Origin of the sequence: Micromonospora sp. NBC_01699 (assembly GCF_036250065.1) — a bacterium.
GTDB lineage: Bacteria > Actinomycetota > Actinomycetes > Mycobacteriales > Micromonosporaceae > Micromonospora_G.
Genome location: NZ_CP109199.1, coordinates 4,076,470 through 4,093,799, shown reverse-complemented (window position 1 = coordinate 4,093,799; position 17,330 = coordinate 4,076,470). Strand labels below are relative to the sequence as shown.

Here is a 17,330-nt window from a genome sequence, read left to right as displayed (position 1 = left end):
TCCGGTGACCTCAGAGCAGACCACGGCCCCGACCGTCGGGTCGGTGATCGCCGAGGCCGTCGGTGACGCGCTGCTGCTGCGTACCGCCGACGAGGACCCGGAACCGCTGATCCGGCTCACCGCCGCCCTGCCGGTCGAGCCCGACCGGGTCACCGTGCTCGGCACCGCCGCGGTGAGCGCCCTACCCGAACTATTCCCGCTCCTGCCCGAGATCCTCGGCGAACACCTCGGCGGCAGCGCGGCCGGCATCCGGCTACTCACCCTCGGCGCGTACGCCGGGCCGTTGTCGGTGGAACGACTGGTCCGCGACCTGGCGGACCGGATCGGCCAGGAGATCATCGTCCCCCTGGAACCCTGCACGGTGGATGAGTCGCGGCCGACCCCGACGCTCACCGGTGGGCGGGCCTGGCTCGGTTGTGTTCCCGGTGGACAGCCGTATCCGGAGCCGGAGTGGCCCGCCCGACCGCCGGCACCGATCCCCGACGCCGGGGGCGGTGCGGATGCCGACAGCGATGGCGCCGCCGTTGGCGGTGGGGTCGCGAGCGAGGACGCCTACCGGCGGGCGGGGGTCGGGGCCGACGGTTCGCTGGTCTGGCGTCCGGGCGCCGGGCAGCTGACCGGCTCGACCACCCCCCGCTACCTGCCGTACGGCGGCAGCCGACGCCGGCCCGCTCCGCCGGAACCGACCCCCACCCGTACGCCGGCAGAGCCGCCCCAGAACGACAGCCGCTCCCCGGACGACAGTCGTTCCCCAGGCGACAGCCGTTCCCGGAGCGCACTGGCCAGTCCGGACCGGGAGGTTTCCGGACGGTCCACACCGGCCGGCTGGTCGTTCCTGCCCGAGCACGCGCCGACGCTCGGTCTGCCGCTCGCCGCCGGCTACGTGGTCGAGGTCGAGATCGGTGCGACCGGTTTCCGGGTGGCCGGTCGTCCGGTGTCGCCGACCGGGTTGGCGAAGATGATCGTGGCGGCGAGGGGCGGCTCCGGTCGGCCGGTGGTGCTGCTCTGCTCCGGTACGTCGCCCGCCGGTCCCGCCGCCGACCTGCTCTTCGGCGGGCTGGCGGACGCGCTCGGCGGCCCCGTTCTCGGCGCCGACGCGGCCGTGTCGGTGACCGCGTACGGATTGCTCGTCACACAGGGGCAGTTCCGCCGCTGGACGCCGAGGAACGCCACGTCGCCCGCCGGTCCCCGCCACCGGCTGGTCGGCCGTGTCCTACCACCACCACCGGCCGGCGCACGCCGCCGCCCGCTCGGCCCACCGTCGACCGTGCCCGTGGCGTCGACCGTGCCCGTGGCGTCGACCGTGCCCGTGGCGTCGACCGTGCCCGTGCCGTCGACCGTGCCCGTGCCGTCGACCGAGCAGCCGTCCGTGTCCGGGGCGGACCTCAGCGAGCCGGCCGAGTCGGACCCGGCCCCGGTCGGTGAGGTCGGGTCGGTGGGTACCGAACCGGTGCCGGTCGAGTCGGTGGCGCTGCTGGACATGACCCGTTGGCGGGAGGTCCCGCCCGCGCTCGCCGTACACCCGGTGTCCACGCCACCGACCGAGCCGATTCCGACCGAGCCGATTCCGACCGAGCCGATCCTGACCGAGCCGCTTCCGAGCGACGTACCGGCGCTGTTGGTATTGGGCCGGGAGGCGCCGCTGCCGGTTCTGGCGGTGGTGGACCGCGGTGCCGCCCGGCCGGAGCCAACCTCGGTGGCACGCCGGCAACCCGGATCCGCCGACGGCATCCCGGCGACCCCGACACAGATTCCCATCGATACGCGCTTCGGTGACCCGGGCAGCCCGGCACTGCTCGGTGCGTCGGCCAACCACGACCTTCCGGCGCCGTACCGGGGCGAGCGGGCAGAGCCGGCCGGCTCGGGCCTTCCGGGCGCGGCGGTCAACGAGGTAGACGCCACCGCCGACCAGGCTGCGGCGGTGCGCAGGGTCGAGGCCGTCGCCGACCGCGCCGTACCCGTCAACCGCGCCGGAGCAGCCGTGCTGCCCGCCGTGACGGTGGTACCGCCGCCACGGCCCGAGGCGGAACCGGTCCCCGCACCCGAGCCCGTACCGGTCGGGTCGGCGCCGTACTGGCTCATCGAGCCGGCTTGGGATCCGGCGGACCGCACCCGCCTGCGGGACAGTCTGAACGGGCGGTACGACGCACACGTACGCGTCATCACCCGGACCCTGGCCGAGGAGCCGGGCATGCGTGCCGCCGGTGCCTCGGCCGAGATGATCGCCGGGCTGGTGGCGCTGCGGGCGTACCACGACGGCGAGCGGGAGCCGGTGAACCGGGAACTGCGCACCGGCGGCCCGGTGGAGGGCGCCGTCCGTACGGCCGGCGGCGGTTCGGCGGAGCGGGCCCGGCTGCTGGCCCGTGGTGCCGCGTACGGGCTGCGCCGGCTGCCCACCGTGCTCGGGCCGGTCTACGCGTCGGCGCTGGTGCCGCCGCCGGCACTCGCCGGCTACCGGCCCGGTCTGGACCTGGTCGAACCGGCGTTCCTCGACGTCGACCTCGCCGCCGGTCCGGCGCCGGAGGCGACGGTCCACTTCGTCATCTGGTCGGCCAGCGCCCGCCGGCTGGACCGGATCAGTCCCGGTGAGACGGCCGCCGCGCTGTTCCCGCCCGGCAGCCGGTTCGCGGTGCTCGCGGTCGACCCGCCGGACGACGAGCGGGAGCCGATCCGGGTGTTGCTGCGGGACCTCGCCGGCAACGGGGGTCGGGGCGACCGGGGTACGGACCGGCTGCTCGAACGGCTGCGCGCCGCCCGTACGTCCGGTCGCGCGGGCCGACCGCCCCGATGCCTGGAGTTCGCCCCCGGCCTGGACCGGTCGGGGCGGGTCTTTGCCATTCCGTCGCAGTTCGCCATGTCAGGTGCTACCGAGGCGCGGTCACCGGGCGGGCACAGTGGAGGTACGCGCGCGTGAGCCAGGACATGCTGTCGGTATCCCAGCACGATCCCAGTTGCCCGTCCAGGATTTCCGACGCGCTCGCGGCGGCCGGGCCGGGCGCCACCATCGTGGTGCAACCGGGGACGTACCGGGAGCAGTTGCGGTTCACCGGTGACGTGACCCTGGTCGCCGAGGACGGTCGCGGCACCGTGACGCTCCAGGCCGACGGCGGGGTGGCGGTGTTCGTCGGGGGCGGCTCGGCCACCCTGCGCGGGGTCGCGGTCATCGGCGGCAGTGACTCGTTCCCGGCGGTGCAGATCGGCGGCGGCACGCTGCGGATGACCGGCTGCGACGTACGCGCCGAGGGGATCGTGGCGGTACACGCGGTGGCCGGACGGTTGGAGCTGGACGACTGCGCGGTGACGAACCCGGCCGGCGCCGGTTTCCTCATCGAACAGCAGGGCGGCGGCACGGTCGGCAACACGACGATCGGCGACATCGGCGGGGCGGCGATCGTCATCGCCGGTGGGGCGGACCCGGAGTTCGTCGGCTGCACCGTCACCGGGGTACGGGGCGCCGGAGTGCTTTCCACCCGCGCCGGGCGGGGCACCGTACGCGGTTGCGAGATCAGTGCGGTCGACGGCCCGGCGGTGGCGGTCGAGCAGGACGGGGCGATCCGGGTCCTGGACACGGTAGTGCGGGACACCCCCGGCTCCGGGCTGGTCGCCACCGGCGGCCGCCCCACCCTGGAGGACTGCGAGTTGCGTGGCATCGGCGGTCACGGGCTGGTCTGGTCCGGCGGGGCCGCACCGGAACTGCGCCGCTGCCGGGTGACCGGCACCGCCGGCCACGGCGCCTACCTGCTCGACAGCGCGGCCGGCCTGCTCGTGGGCTGCGAGTTCGCGCAGACCGGTGCGGCGGCGGTCGCGATCACCGGCACCGCGGCGCCGAAGGTCGAGGGCGGCCGGATCGCCGGGGGCGACGGCGTCGCCCTGCTCTTCGACGGGTCGGTGACCGGCGAGGTGACCGGCACCGAGGTGGTGGGCGGCGAAACCGGGGTCATCCTCCGGGGCGGCGCCGACCCGCTGCTGGCGGGTCTGACCATCACGGGCAGCACCGGGTACGGGCTACAGTCCGTCGACGGCGGCCGGGGCACCGTCCGCCGGCTCAGGGTGACGGACTGCGCCACGGCGGCGGTCCGGATCGGTGCCGGGGCGACGCTGACCGTGGCCGACGCGCACCTGCGCGGCGGCCGGTTCGGGCTGCTCGTCGCGGCCGGCGGCACCGCCACCGTGACCTCCTCCGACATCGGTGACGCGCACGACGCCGGGGTCACCGTCGAGGCGACCGCCGAGGTCACCCTCCGGGAGACCCGGGTGCACCACAGTCGGGGGGTCGGGATTCGGTTCGCCGCCCGGTCGCGCGGACGGCTGGAGCGGTGCGACATCTTCGACAACGTCGGCGACGGGGTGTGGCTGGACACCGTCGAGCCGGTGTCGATGCCGGAGACCACGGTCCGTGGCAACGGCGGCCAGCAGGTACGCCACGGTGTGGCGGGCGCGGTGCCGGAACCGGTGCGGGCCGCTGGCGACCAGCCGGTGCGGCCGGAGCCGGCCGACGCCCCGGAGGCGGCCGGCTCGACACCGGAGTCGGTGCCGGCGCAGCGCCCGACCGAGGATCCGGTCACCCCGCTGCTGGCCCGGTTGCACGCCCTGGTCGGGTTGGCCGGGGTCAAGCAGGAGGTGGCCACCCTGGTCGGGCTGCACCGGATCAGCGCCCGGCGCAGCGCGGCCGGGCTGCCGATGCCGCCGATGTCCCGGCACCTGGTCTTCGCCGGTGCGCCCGGTACCGGCAAGACCACCGTGGCCCGGCTCTACGGGCAGATCCTGGCCGCACTGGGTGTACTGCCCGGCGGGCAGCTCGTCGAGGTCGCGCGGGCCGACCTGGTGGCCGAGCACATCGGCGGGACCGCGGTGAAGACGACGCAGAAGTTCACCGAGGCGATCGGCGGGGTGCTCTTCCTGGACGAGGCGTACGCGCTCGCCCCGGTCGAGGGCGGCTCCGGCCACGACTTCGGGCGGGAGGCGATCGACACCCTGGTCAAGCTGATGGAGGACCACCGGGACGAGGTTGTGGTGGTGGTCGCCGGCTACTCGCCGCAGATGCGTACGTTCCTGGCGTCCAACCCCGGTCTGGCCTCCCGGTTCTCCCGGACGGTCGAGTTCGACAGCTACACCACCGACGAGCTGGTGACGATCGTCGAGCGGCTGTGCAGCACCCACCACTACGCCCTGGAGTACGACACCCGGCTGGCCCTGGCCCAGCTGTTCGACACGATGCCCCGGACCGAGTCGTTCGGCAACGCGCGGGTGGCCCGTCGGGTGTTCGAGGAGATGATCGGGCGGCAGGCGTACCGGCTGTCGGAGGCGGGCGCGTCCTCCGGGGTCGAGTTGGCCCAACTGCTGCCGCAGGACCTGGGAGCGGCGGCTGCCTCGGCGGTGAGTGCCGGAGCGCCCCGCGCGGCCGAGGTGGACGCCCTGTTGGCACAGCTCAACAACATGATCGGTCTGGCCGGCGTGAAGCGTGAGGTGTCCGACCTGATCGACCTGCTGGCGAACGTACGGGCTCGGGTGCGGGCCGGTCTGCCGGTCCCGCCGGTCTCCCGGCACCTGGTGTTCTCCGGTCCACCCGGAACGGGCAAGACCACGGTGGCCCGGCTCTACGGGCGGCTGCTGACCGCGCTGGGTGTGCTCAGCGGCGGGCAGTTGGTCGAGGTGGCCCGCGCCGACCTGGTCGGCGAGTACGTCGGACACACCGCGCACCGGACCCGGGAGGCGTTCGACCGGGCGCGCGGCGGGGTGTTGTTCATCGACGAGGCGTACACGCTCGCCCCGGCGGACAGTCGGAACGACTTCGGCCGGGAGGCGATCGACACGCTGGTCAAGCTGATGGAGGACCACCGGGACGAGGTGGTGGTGATCGCGGCGGGGTACGACGAGGAGATGGCCGCCTTCCTCGCCGCCAACGCCGGCCTCCAGTCGCGGTTCACCCGGCACATCCACTTTGTCCACTACCAGGCCGACGAGCTGGTCGCGATCTTCGAGGGGCTGGCCCGGTCGAGCGGCTACGAGTGTCCCGGCGACACCCTGGTGGCGTTGCGGGCGCACTTCGAACGGGTGCCCACCGGCCGCTCGTTCGGCAACGGCCGGTACGCCCGACAGCTGCTGGACGAGGCGGTGACCCGACAGGCCGGCCGGCTGCGGTCGGTGGTCTCGCCCAGTGTGGACGACCTGCGGATCCTGCGCGTATCGGACGTCTCGCCAGTGGTGGGCGCCAATGTCTGACGGCTGATCCGTCCGGGTCGCCGACCCGGAAAGTGTTGCCACACACCAAGATTCATCTCCAAGACATTCACGTGTCTCCTTTCCTCCACCGTCGGTCAGAGCGGGCAACGGAACGTGGCGGCAGTCATCGGGCGCCCGCCCGACGGCGGTGGCGGTGGGGGAGGCAACCCGGTGGTCGCGGTGTGCAATGAGGCTGGTGCGACGGTGTCGTCCGCGACCGGGCGGGACACCGTTGACGCGTCCCAGCCGGACCGGCGTCTCACCGACGCCCGCATGGTGATCCTGTACGAGATGCACGCCGACCCGCTGTTCCGCTTCCTGCTGCGGCTGACCCTGGGCGCCCGGCACCTGGCCGAGGACCTGCTCCAGGAGACGATGGTGCGCGCCTGGCGGAGCATCGACGTGCTCGCCGCCGACCAGGAGTCCCAGCGCCGGTGGCTGTTCACCGTGGCGCGGCGGATCGCCATCGACGCGGCCCGTGCCCGGCAGGCCCGGCCGACCGAGGTGGGGGCGGTCGACATGTCACGGCTGCCGGCGACCAACGACGCGATGGAGGGCGTGGTCGCCGCGCACACCGTACGCGAGGCGTTGCCGAAGCTGAAGCCGGAGCACCGTACGGTCCTGATCGACCTGTACTTCCACGGCCTGTCGACCGGTGAGGTTGCCGCCCGGCTGGGCATCCCGGAGGGGACGGTGAAGTCCCGTGCCCACTACGGGCTGCGGGCGCTCCGGGCGGCCGTCGGGTCGACGAACGCCGACTGACCTCGGTACGGCCGACCGACCTCGACTCGGTGTTCCGCCGGACCGACTTCTACCCTTGGGCAGACGGCACCGATCGGTGCCCGCCACCAGAGCAGATCCGGCGGACCCCATGATCGACCCCGACCGCGAGCACCCGGGCCATCCGGCCGGGCTGTACCTCCTCGGCGCGCTGGCCGCCGACGCCGAGGCCGCCTTCGAGCGACACCTCGCCGGCTGCCCCTCCTGTCAGGACGAATGCGACCGGTTGGGTCCCCTGGTCACCGCGTTCGGGCAGTTTGACGCCAACGACTTCCGCGACGTCACACACGAAGCCCGCGACGTCACACACGAAGCCCGCGACATCACACACGAGGCCCGCGAAGCCACCGGCATGCCCAGCGACATCACCGGCGAGGTCTCGCCGCCGACCGGTGGCTCCCCACCGACCACGGCCTGAGCGCGGGGGAGCACGACGGTTCGATCCGGCGGGAGCGGGGCGATCCGGACGATCTGAGAGCGGGCCGCCGTCGGCGACTCAGCCGCGCCACCACTTCTGGTTGGCGTCGCCGCTGCACTGCCAGAGCTGCAACCGGGCCCCGTTGGCGCTGTTCCAGTCCTGGACGTCGACACACTTGTTCGCCAGCCTGTTGGTCAGGTCGTGGGCGCCGTTGAGGGTGAACCGCTGGGCCGGGCCACCGTTGCAGTTCGCGAGCTGGACCGTGGTGCCGTCGGCGGTCGACGCCCACGCCGCGTCCATGCACCTGCCGAACGCCCGGACACTGCCGTCGGAGGCGAACGTCCACCGCTGGTTCGCCGATCCGTTGCAGGACCAGAGCCGTAGCGCGGTTCCGTCCGCCGAACCCGGCGCGTGGATGCACTTGTCGGCGTAGCCGCGGATCGCGACACCGGACGGGGCCGGCTTGGTCGTCGTCGGGTTGGGCCGGGGCGGACTGGCCGGTGGTTTCGGTGCCGGCGGTTTTGGTGCCGCCGGGGCCGCCGGGGCTGGCGGAGCGGCCGGCGGCGGTGCGGCGGCGCCCAGCGGTGGCCCGCCCGGCTGGACGGCCGGCGGTCCGGCCAGGGGCGGCGCGGTCCCGGCGACCGGCGGCACCGCCGGATTGCCGGGCGGCGGTGGGGCCCCGTTCGGCGGTCCGGGGTTCGGTGGGCCGCCGAGCCGTGGATCCCGGGCGTAGTGGTCGGCGTAGCCGAGCACCATCGCGGTGTGCTCCCGCAGGCCCGGCGAGTCGGGCAGGCCGCCGGCCTGCTGGACCACGGCGCTACCCCAGTGGTACGCGGCAAGCGCCATCGGGTACGGGTCCGCACCCAGCCCGGACAGCTCGCGGGTGAGTACGCACATCGCCTGGCCGAGCGCGGGAATCGCCGTACCCGGGTCCCACGGGGAGGCGGCCGTGGGTGCGTACCGGGACCAGGACTGTGGCAGGAACTGGGCGACCCCCTGACCCCCGCCGGCGCTGAGCAGGTTCGGGTTGAAGCCGGAGGACGCCATCAACTGGGCCGCGACCCGGGCCGGGGTGACCGCCGCACAGACCCGGCCGGCGGCCAGCACCAGGGGCAGGTAGGCGTCCGGCACCGGAATCGGGGCGGTGCCCGGCGTGGGGACCGCCCCGACGGCGCGCGGGGTGGGGCTCGGGCTGCCGGCGGTCAGGTCGGATTGCCGCTCGTACCAGGTCGCGTACGCGGCCACGGTGTCGACGTACACCCTGGCCGTGGGCGGGACACCGCGTGCGGCCCGTACGGCCGGCAGCCCGGACCGGTACGCGGCCAGGGCCAGCCGCCACGGGTCCCCGTCGACACCGGCCTGGCGTACCTGTCCGGCCAGGTCACAGACGTGGTGGGCGAGGGCGACGATGTTCGCGCCGGTGTCCAGCCGGGGCGCCCTCGGCCACGGGGCCCAGGACTGCCAGCTGTTGTCGGTCAGCGCGGCGATGCCCGCACCGCCGGTGCCGTCGGCGCGCAGGTTCACCTCGAAACCGGAGGCGGCCATCAACTGCGCGGCCACCCTGGCCGGGCTCAGTACCGGGCAGGACAGTGCGGCGGCGGCGATGGTCGGCACCTGCTCCGCCGGCACCGGGATGGCCGGGCGGCCCGCCTCCCGCGCCGTCGCGTCACCGAATCCGGAGCCGGCCGCCACCGCGGACACCCCGACCAGCGCCAGTACGCCGACCACCGCCACCCCGCGCCGCAGTCGCCGTCCCCACCGCAGGTGCCGTACGGGCAGCCGGTCGATCCGTTCCGCGGCCCACCGGCCGAGGCGTCGTACGGCTTCGCCGCCAGCCGTTGCCCGCACGGGCACCTCCCTCTGTTCACCCGGACCCGAACCCCACAACGGTCCGTGCCCGCCGCCGGTTCACCGCCGTCCCCGCTTTACCGCCCCGACCGTCGCACCGGCATCCGCACCGCCACCCGCACACCGACATCCGCACCGGCATCCGCACACCGGCATCCGGCACCGGTGCCCGGCGGCGGGAGCCGGGAGCCGGCTCAGCGGCTCAGCCTTCGGTAGCGGCGGACCGCCAGTGGTCCGAAGATCGCGATGAGCAGCAGCGGCCACCCGGCGGCCAGCACCACCGGGTGCCGGGAGACGAAGGAGTCGCCACCCAGGCCGGGATTGCCGAACAGCTCGCGGGCCGCCGCCACGGTGGCCGAGAGCGGGTTCCAGATCGAAATCGCGCCGAGCCAGTCCGGCATCAGCTCCGGTGCCACGAAGACGTTGGAGAGCGCGGTGAGCGGGAACGCGAGCGGAAACACGATCACCGACACGGTCTCCGGGTTCGGCACCACCAGCCCGAGGTAGATCCCGACCCAGGTGAGCGCGACCCGCAGCAGCAGGATGAGGGTCACCGCGAGCAGCGCGTCGACCAGTCCGTTGCGCCACTGCCAGCCCACCAGCAGCCCGCAGACGACCAGGGTGGACATCTCCAGCAGGGCGCGCAGCAGGTCGGCCACGCTCCGACCGGTGAGCAGCGCTGACCGGCTCACCGGCATCGACCGGAACCGGTCCACGACTCCCTTGTTGACGTCGGTGGCGATGCCGGTGGCGGTCGCGCCGAGGCCGTACAGCATGGTCATCACGAACACGCCGGGCAGCAGGAACTCCCGGTAGCCGCCGCCGCCCGGAACCGCCATCCCGCTGCCGAACACGTACCCGAAGACCAGCACGAACATGATCGGGAGGGCGAAGTAGAGGATGACCTCCTCGGGTGCCCGGACCACGTGCGTCAGGTAGCGCCCGGTCATGGCGCGAGCGTCGGCGAACGCCCAGCGCAGCCGGGTCGGCGTGGTCGGCACCGGCGGCGCACCGCTCGGGGCCGGCGCACCGGTACGGGTGTCCACTGTGGTGGTCATCGTCGATCAGCCTCGTTTCCGGTCGGGCGAACCGGTGCCCGGACCGTCGGCCCGGCCGGTCGGTAGGCCGGCGGAACCGCCGGTGAGGTGCAGGAACGCCTCGTCCAGGGTGGGTCGACGCAGCCCGATGTCCTCGACCGCGACACCCGCGTCGACCAGGGCCCGCATCACCTCGGTGAGCGCGGCGACCCGGTCGGTGACCGAGGCGCTGAGCCGGCGGGTCTCGGGGTCACGGTCCGGGGCCCCGACGCAGACCCGCCCGACGATCCCGGCGGCAACGTCCAGGTCCGCCACGTCGTGCAGGACGACCTCGATCCGGTCGCCGCCGATTTTCGACTTCAGCTCGTCCGGGGTGCCCTCGGCGACCACCCGACCCGCGTCGACCACCGAGAGCCGGTCGGCCAACTGGTCCGCCTCCTCCAGGTACTGGGTGGTGAGCAGCACCGTAGTGCCGCCCCGGACCAGATCCCGGATCGCGTCCCAGAGCCGGTTGCGGCTGCGCGGGTCGAGGCCGGTGGTCGGCTCGTCCAGGAACAGCACCTCCGGGGTCAGGATCAGGCTGGCGGCGAGGTCGAGCCGGCGACGCATCCCGCCGGAGTACTCGCCCGCCGACCGTCCGGCCGCGTCGGCGAGCCCGAACTGCTGTAGCAACTCGTCGGCCCGACGCCGCGCGGCCCGCGTACCGAGATGGTGCAGCCGGCCGAACAGGATCAGGTTCTGCCGGCCGCTGAGGATCTCGTCGACGGCGGCGTACTGGCCGGCGAGTCCGATCCGGCCGCGTACCAGGGCGGCCTGCCGGGTGACATCGAGGCCGGCCACCTCCGCTCGGCCGGCGTCGAAGCTGAGCAGGGTGGCGAGGACGCGTACGGCCGTGGTCTTGCCGGCGCCGTTGGGTCCGAGCAGGCCGTAGACCGTGCCGGCGGGCACGGCCAGGTCGAAGCCGTCGAGTGCCCAGTTGGGGCCGTACCGCTTGCGCAGGCCCTCGGTCAGCACCGCAGGTCGGGTTGTTGTCATGAACCGAGCCTGCGATCCGGCGCTGACCGTTCACGCACCACCGGCTGACGGTCACGCACCGGTCATCGCCCGGCGACCACCCGGAGTGCCTGGTCGCGGCTCAGCGCGGCACCGCTGGCGAAGGACGGTACGTACACCGCGTCGCCGAGTCTCGCTCTCGTGCGTTCCTCGATCCGGGTGAGTTCGGTGGCCCCGGCGACCGGCACCCCGGCCAGCAGGGCGGTGACCGCGCCGAGCAGCACGGCGGCCCGCGCCGGGTCGGCGTCGTCGAGCTGGAGCCGGACCAGGCCGTCGACCGCCCCACCCACCGGGGGCAGGCTGGCGAGCCCGATCGCGGTGGTCAGGGCCTCGCCGTAACGGACCCGGGCGGCACCGGCGCCCTCGGTCAGCTCGGCTATCCGACCGAGCGTGACCAGGATTCCCACCCGCGTGCCGGCGGCACCGAACCAGCCGAGGGGGCACTCCGACAGCGCCGCGTCGCACAGCTCGCGGGCCTCGGTCAGGTCACCGCGCAGCCGGGCGACCTCGGCCAACCCGAGTCGGGCCGCCGCCCCCAGCTCCGGTGCGCCCGCCTGCCGGGCGAGTCGTCCGGACCGGAGGAAATCGGCGTACGCACCGGCGAGGTCGCCCGCGTGGATCCGTACGTCACCACGGGTGCGCAGCAGGTCGGCGATGTCCACGGTCGAGCCGAGCTGTTCGGCCAGGGGCAGCGCCTCGGCCAGCGAGGCGAGGGACGCCGGGTGGTCACCGCGCCCGCTGGCCAGTTCCGCCGTCGCGGTCAGCGCCAGCACCGTGCCCCAGCGGTCGCCGAGGTCACGCAGGCCCCGCAGGGCTCGGTCCAGCTCGATTTCGGACCGCTCGACCTGCCCGTTGAACAGCCAGGTCAGGCCCAGGCCGACCGAGGTGAGCGCGCGCACCCAGGGATCCGCGCCGAGCAGTCCGCCGTTCTCGTCGATCATCTCGATCATGGCCTCGGCACCGTCCGTCGGCGGTCCGGAGGCCATCGCCGACAGGAACAGTAGGAAGGGCTGTCGGGGTGGCCGGCCCAGGGTGTGCCGCACCCATTCCGCGGAGTTCAGCCCGATCGGCGGCTGCCGCCGGGAGGAGTTCCCCAGCGCGGCGTTGAGCAGGCAGAGGGCGTACTCCTCGGTCAGCCCCGGCGGCGGCTCGGCGCCGACGGTGTCGAGCACCTCCTCGGCCCGCGTCGCGGCCTCGCCGCGCAGTCCCCGCAGCCACCAGTAGAACGACAGGGCGGCGACCAGCCGGAGTGCGGTGCCCGGATCGGCCTCGCGGGTGGCCCGGCGCAGCGCGGCGTGCAGGTTGTCGCGTTCGGCGTCCAGTCGTCGGAGCCAGTCCAACTGTTCCGACCGGCGAAGATGCGGGTCCGCGGTCTGGGCGACGGCCAGGAACCAGTCCGCGTGCGCCCGGTGCAGGCGGTCGGCCTCGCCGGCCTCGGCCAGCCGTTCGGCGCCGTAGGCGCGCACCGTGTCCAGCATCCGGTAGCGCCCGTCGTGGACCTCGACCAGGGACTTGTCGACCAGACCCGCCAGCACCTCGACCAGGTCGTGGTCGGGCAGCCCACAGACCCCCTCGGCGGATTCCACAGTGGCACCGCCGGTGAAGACGGTCAGCCGGCGGGCCAGCACCCGTTCGGTCGGTTCGAGCAGGTCCCAGCTCCACTCGACCGCCGCACGCAGGGTCCGGTGGCGCGGCAGGGCGGTGCGGCTGCCGCGGGTCAGCAGCCGGAACCGGTCGTCGAGTCGGGCCGCGATGTCCGCCGCCGGCAGGGTCCGCAGCCGGGCGGCGGCCAGCTCGATCGCCAGCGGCAGCCCGTCGAGGGTACGGCAGATGCGCAGTACGGCGTCGACGTTGGCGGCGGTGATCGCGAAGTCCGGTGCCACGTCGACCGCTCGTTCGGCGAACAGCCGTACGGCCGGGTAGTCGCGGGCGTCCGCCGGGCCGCACTGTTGCGGCGGCAGGGCCAGCCCGGTGACCGGGCACAGTGCCTCACCGGTGAGCCGCAGCGGCTCCCGGCTGGTGGTGAGGATCCGCAGCCGGGGGCAGGCGTGCAGCAGCGCGGCGGTCAGTCGGGCCGCCTCGGCGACGACGTGTTCGCAGTTGTCCAGGACCAGCAGCAGTGGACGGTCGGTGAGCGCCGCGACCAGCCGGTCGGTGGTGTCCCGGCGGTGTTCGGCCGGGGCCCGCAGTCCGGCGTCGCGCAACCCCAGCGCGCCGAGTACGGCCTGGGCCAGGTTCGTTCCGGGGCTCGCCGCAGCCAGTTCGACGAAGCAGACGTCGGCCTGCTGGTGGCCGGCGGCCTCGATCGCCAGCCGGGTCTTGCCGGCGCCGCCCGGACCGGTGAGGGTGACCAGCCGGGCCTCGTCGAGCAGCTTGCCGACCCGGCGCAGCTCCTCCTCCCGCCCGACGAAGCTGGTGAGCTGGCCGGGCAGCCCCGCTCGGGTGGCCGGCGCGGGTGTCGGGGCCCGGTCGGCGCGGAGCACGGCGAGGTGCACCGCGGCCAGTTCGGCCGAGGGGTCGGCACCGAGTTCGTCGGCGAGCGTACGGCGGGCGTCCTCGTACGCGTGCAGCGCCTCGGCCGGTCGCCCGGCCTCGTACAGCGCTCGCATCAACAGGGCGCGCAGCCGTTCGCGCAGCGGTTGGGCGGCGACCAGTTCGCGCAGTTCACCGATCGGTGGTGCCCGGTCGGGCAGCCCGAGTTCGGCGTCGATCCGGTCCTCGACGGCGTCGAGTCGCTGCTCGTCCAGCCGTGCCGCGTGCGCTCGACCGGCCGGGGTGTCGGCGATGTCGGCGAGCGGTTCGCCGCGCCAGAGGGCGAGTGCCTCCCGGAGCAGGGCGGCGGCCCGAGGCCGGTCACCGGCGCTGAGCGCCGCCCGGCCGGCGGTGGCGAGCCGGTCGAACCGGAACGCGTCGACCTGGTCGGGTTCCACCGCGATCCGGTAGCCGCTGCGGTGGAACTCGACCAGCGGGTGGGCCGGGTCGGGGCCGGGCAGTGTCTGTCGCAGCCGGGAGACCTGGGACTGGAGAGCGTTCGCGGCGCCGTGCGGGGGCGTCTCACCGTAGAGGCCGTCGATCAGCCTCGGTACGGACACCACCCGGCCGGCGTCGACCAGCAGCAGCGTCAGCAGGGCACGCAGGCGGGCGCCACCGACGGCGATCTGTTCCCCGTCGGTCCGGAGCACCCGTGTCGGGCCCAGGATGCCGTACCGCATGACGCCCATTGTCGCCCACCGCGCCGAGGCGCTTCCGGACCCCGACCATCGCGCGGCGGGGCAAGTCACTGCTTCCCGACCACTCGCCCGATCTTGGTGCAGATGCCGCTGAATCAGCGATAAGTATGTCAATATCTGACGTTCTCCGGTCAGTATTGACGAAGATCCGTAAGGAGCAAAGACTGACGCCCGCACTTACGTGTGGCGCCGGGTCGACCCCCGTACCCGGCCCGAACACGCTCGCTTTTGGAGGACCTCAGATGAGGAGTTCCCACCTCGGCAGGGTGGGCCGGACAGCGGCCATATTCGCCCTGCCGGTTGTCCTGGCGCTCGGCGCCGGCCCGGTCGGCGCGCAACAGGCCCGGCCGGACGGGCAGGTCGTACCGGACCGGCAGTCCAGCACTGAACAGAACGGCGTCGCCCTGATGCGCGTCGTCGTGCCCGGTCAGGCCGAACTCGACCGGCTCAACGACCTGGGCGTCGACCTCGCCGAATATAAGAAGCCGGTGGAGGACGGGCTGGAGGTGCACGCCGTACTCAGCCCGGAGGAGACCCAGCAGCTTCGGGACCTGGGCTTCGACGTACGCGACACCATCTCCGACCAGACCGACTACGCGGAGAACAAGGCCGAGCGGCAGGCGGCGATCTCCTCCGCCACGCTCGACGCCGCCGAGGTCGACAAGCTCACCCTGCTGCGCTCGGAGTGGTTCACCAGCCTCGACGACCAGCGGTTCATCTCGGTCGAGGTGAAGTCGAGCGCGACCGACGCGCAGACGATCCTCACCGTCACCTGGGACAAGGGCAAGGGTACCGCGCCGGACTCCGGCGGCACCGCGACCATGTCCCGGTTCACCGACGCCGGTCAGTACATGTACCACCGGTTCAACACCCCGATTCCGATCACCGACACCCCGGCCACCGCGACCATCACCAGCAACCGCGGCGGTACCGTCACGGTGCCGGTGAAGAAGTGGCTCGGCGCGAAGGTCAAGGCCCCGAGCAAGCACTACATCTCGGACTTCGTCGACCACTACATGGACCCGACGGAGATCAACAACCGGATCACCACGCTGGGCCGGGAGTTCCCGAAGATCGCCGAAGTGATCAACCTGCCGAACCTGACCAACGGCTACCGCAGGGCGGCACAGGCGCAGTTCGGCACCGACCCGGCGAGCACGCTCTACGTCAGCTCGAAGGCGTACGGCTCCGAGGGCGGCAACGGGCTGACCGTCGCGCTGGTGAAGCCGGCGGCCGCCTCGGCACCGCTGGGCGTCACCGTCACCGGCCGCAACATCGTGGTCAACCTGGCCACCGACGCCTCGGGTGCGGTCGGCAGCACCGCCAAGCAGGTGGTCGACGCGCTGAACGCGGACACCGCCGTGGCCGCCGTGCTCACCGCCGCCACCTACCGGGGCAACGCCGGGGCCGGGCTGGTCGCGGCCGCGCCGGTCGCGACGCTCACCGACGGGCTCAAGGCGCCGGCGTACGTCTCGCGTGACCCGTTCCAGACGAAGGCGCTACGGATCGGCAAGAAGCGGGACGGCTCGAAGGTGGGTGTCTTCCTCTACTGCCAGGAGCACGCCCGCGAGTGGGTCACCCCGATCACCTGCGTGGAGACCGCCGAGCGGCTGCTGCGCAACTACGCCACCAACGAGCAGACCCGCAAGCTGGTCGACGGCCTGGACATCTTCATCATGCCGGTGGCCAACCCGGACGGCGCGCACTACAGCTTCTACGACTTCAACTCGCAGCGCCGGAACATGACCAACCACTGTACGGAGACCAACTCCGACCCGGGCCGACGCAACTCCTGGGGCGTGGACCTGAACCGGAACTTCTCCGTCGGTTCGGTGTTCGACGGCTACTCCGGCGCCTCGACCTCCTGCACCAGTGACACGTTCGCCGGACCGGCCGAGCTGTCCGAGCCGGAGGCCCGTAACGAGGTGTGGCTGACCAACCAGTTCCCGAACATCAAGTTCGCCATGAACACCCACTCGTACGGCGGGTACTTCATGTGGCCGCCGGGGGCGTACAAGACCGCCGGTCGGGAACTGCTGCCGTCGCCGGACTTCGGCACCGAGAACTACTTCTGGGACGCCTCGACGCACGTGCTCAAGGCGGTCCAGTCCTACCGGGGTACGGCCGTGTGGCCGGGCCGCACCGGTCCGGTGCCGGACGTGCTGTACTCGGCGGCCGGCAACAGCGCCGACGAGCACTGGTTCAACCGGGGCATCATCGGCTGGGACTTCGAGGTCGGCTCCGACATCTACGACCCGGCCACCGGTCGGTTCAACGCGGTCGGCTTCCAGCCGCCGTTCGCCGAGGGCCACGAGGAGGCGATGGAGTTCGCCGCCGGGCAGATCGCGATCCTTGAGGTGGCGCAGGCGTACGCGGCGGACAAGACCGACCCGGTCTCGACGCTGAGCGTACGGGACAAGGGTGTCGGCTCGAAGGTGTTCAGCTTCAAGATCGACGAGCCGGCGAACATCTACTACACCCTGGACGGCAGCCGGCCGACCCTGAACTCGACCCGGCTCACCTCGGCCGGGATGCGTGAGGGCGCCCAGGAGATCACCATCAACGCCAAGACGACGGTGAACTGGTTCGCGGTCGACATCGCGGGCAACATCGAGAACAACTACCAGCCCACCGGAACCCGCAACAACTACAAGACCCAGACGCTCTACGTACCCAAGCAGTAGCTTTTCGCACGACGTGGCCGCCGATCCCCCGGGTCGGCGGCCACGTCGCGTTCCGCCG

General features: G+C 73.2%; 9 protein-coding genes. 5 read left to right on the top strand and 4 right to left on the bottom strand.

Annotated elements, in window-relative coordinates; all coding sequences use genetic code 11:
• Positions 1-4 precede the first annotated feature (4 nt).
• From OG792_RS17785 to OG792_RS17770, 4 genes are all read left to right on the top strand, one after another.
• Positions 5-2,914 (top strand): hypothetical protein, encoded by a 2,910-nt coding sequence (locus OG792_RS17785; protein ID WP_329110955.1) that lies wholly within the window; start codon positions 5-7, stop codon positions 2,912-2,914.
• A complete protein-coding gene (locus OG792_RS17780) occupies positions 2,911-6,222 on the top strand; it encodes a right-handed parallel beta-helix repeat-containing protein (RefSeq protein WP_329110954.1) in 3,312 nt (1,103 codons plus the stop codon). The genes OG792_RS17785 and OG792_RS17780 overlap by 4 nt, the downstream gene beginning before the upstream one ends.
• A gap of 204 nt (positions 6,223-6,426) precedes the next feature.
• Entirely contained in the window at positions 6,427-6,984 is a 558-nt protein-coding gene (locus OG792_RS17775; protein ID WP_329110952.1) for a sigma-70 family RNA polymerase sigma factor, read from the top strand.
• Between the two features lie 109 nt (positions 6,985-7,093).
• The gene (locus tag OG792_RS17770) at positions 7,094-7,420 is read left to right on the top strand and encodes a zf-HC2 domain-containing protein (RefSeq protein WP_329110951.1); all 327 of its coding nucleotides are present in this window, start codon (positions 7,094-7,096) and stop codon (positions 7,418-7,420) included.
• Positions 7,421-7,498: 78 nt separating this feature from the next.
• Here the strand turns inward: OG792_RS17770 and OG792_RS17765 are convergent, their stop codons facing one another.
• From OG792_RS17765 to OG792_RS17750, 4 genes are all read right to left on the bottom strand, one after another.
• Positions 7,499-9,268 (bottom strand): ricin-type beta-trefoil lectin domain protein, encoded by a 1,770-nt coding sequence (locus tag OG792_RS17765; RefSeq protein WP_329110949.1) that lies wholly within the window; start codon positions 9,266-9,268, stop codon positions 7,499-7,501.
• Between the two features lie 194 nt (positions 9,269-9,462).
• On the bottom strand, positions 9,463-10,218 hold the full coding sequence (locus tag OG792_RS17760) for an ABC transporter permease (RefSeq protein ID WP_442932482.1): 756 nt from the start codon (positions 10,216-10,218) through the stop codon (positions 9,463-9,465).
• A gap of 114 nt (positions 10,219-10,332) precedes the next feature.
• Entirely contained in the window at positions 10,333-11,340 is a 1,008-nt protein-coding gene (locus tag OG792_RS17755) for an ATP-binding cassette domain-containing protein (RefSeq protein WP_329110947.1), read from the bottom strand.
• Positions 11,341-11,402: 62 nt separating this feature from the next.
• Entirely contained in the window at positions 11,403-14,570 is a 3,168-nt protein-coding gene (locus OG792_RS17750) for a BTAD domain-containing putative transcriptional regulator (RefSeq protein ID WP_329110945.1), read from the bottom strand.
• Positions 14,571-14,830: 260 nt separating this feature from the next.
• On the opposite strand from OG792_RS17750, the gene OG792_RS17745 reads away from it, so the two are divergent.
• Positions 14,831-17,272 carry a M14 family zinc carboxypeptidase gene (locus OG792_RS17745; protein ID WP_329110944.1) on the top strand — a complete coding sequence of 814 codons (2,442 nt, stop codon included), beginning with the start codon at positions 14,831-14,833 and terminating at the stop codon, positions 17,270-17,272.
• The last annotated feature ends 58 nt before the right edge of the window (positions 17,273-17,330 follow it).

Bases quoted from the DNA above. Each gene is read 5' to 3' on its own strand.
- OG792_RS17770 (WP_329110951.1), top strand. From the start codon at position 7,094: ATGATCGACCCCGACCGCGAGCACCCGGGCCATCCGGCCGGGCTGTAC.
- OG792_RS17760 (WP_442932482.1), bottom strand. From the start codon at position 10,218: ATGACCGGGCGCTACCTGACGCACGTGGTCCGGGCACCCGAGGAGGTC.
- OG792_RS17755 (WP_329110947.1), bottom strand. From the start codon at position 11,340: ATGACAACAACCCGACCTGCGGTGCTGACCGAGGGCCTGCGCAAGCGG.
- OG792_RS17750 (WP_329110945.1), bottom strand. From the start codon at position 14,570: ATGCGGTACGGCATCCTGGGCCCGACACGGGTGCTCCGGACCGACGGG.
- OG792_RS17745 (WP_329110944.1), top strand. From the start codon at position 14,831: ATGAGGAGTTCCCACCTCGGCAGGGTGGGCCGGACAGCGGCCATATTC.